The following is a 1,004-nucleotide window of genomic DNA, read 5'->3' on the forward strand; positions in this document are numbered from 1 at the left end:
AACCACAGTCAATAGAGTAGACACAAAAAAGAGCAACTAAACAGATGAGAAGCGGTTGAAGAAATCGGCTTCAAATTCATTCGGGGTTTTATATGCAAGAGATCCATGAGGAAGCCGATTGTTATAAAGATTCTCGATATAGTCGAAGATGTCCAAACGTAACTCCTCGACAGAGTGATAGGTACGTCGATTGGTACAATTTTTCTTTAAGAACTTAAAGAACGATTCACAACAGGCATTGTCAAAGGGACATCCTTTCTTGGAGAACGACTGGACAATATTGTTTGCATCCAAAAGCTTACGGAAAGAAGAAGCGGTATACTCCGCCCCCTGATCGGAATGGAAGATCAGGCCGTAGGAAATATTTCTGCTCTGATATGCTTTATGGAAGGCAGCGATAATCAGTGCGGTATCGTGTTTGGAGGATAAACTCCAACCGATGATCTTTCGGGAAAACAAATCCATCACAATACAAAGGAAATACCAAGTACGATGGACCCTAAGATAAGTAAAATCACTGACCCAAACAAGATTGGGGGCAGACTGATGAAACTGCCGACGCAGGAGATCGTGGCATTCACCGGAGCCTTTCTGTGGGTTTCGTTTTGGCTTAACGGTGGAAGGCTTTGGAAGGGTCATGGAGCGCATCAGGCGGTACACTCTTCCGCTACTGATGGAAATGCCATAGTCACGGGATAAGATATGCGTTATTTTATAAGCACCGATGCAGTTGTCGTAGTCGGCATAGATATGAAGAATGAGACGGCGAATGTGCTGATTCTCCTTGATTCTTGGAGAAGGAGGTGCATTAAAGTGCTTATAGTAGGAACTGCGGTTGACGTGAAGGACCCTGCATAGGGTTTTGATGTCATGTTGGAGGCGCAGCTGATGGACGGCATTTAATCGTTGTTTGAGTGTGGCGTGAATATGGCAATCGCTTTTTTTAGGATAAGATTTTCCTCCTCGAGCTGGGCGTTACGTCTTTGCAAGTCTTTGATCTGTTT

The 1,004-nt window shown here is 44.2% G+C and carries 1 pseudogene; it reads right to left on the reverse strand.

Annotated features, from left to right (window positions below):
* Nucleotides 1-36: 36 nt before the first annotated feature.
* A pseudogene (locus tag HMPREF9166_RS12760) lies at nt 37-933 on the reverse strand (IS3 family transposase); the annotation flags it as partial.
* Nucleotides 934-1,004: the final 71 nt, after the last annotated feature.

Source organism: Selenomonas sp. oral taxon 149 str. 67H29BP, from assembly GCF_000146365.1.
GTDB lineage: Bacteria > Bacillota > Negativicutes > Selenomonadales > Selenomonadaceae > Centipeda > Centipeda felix.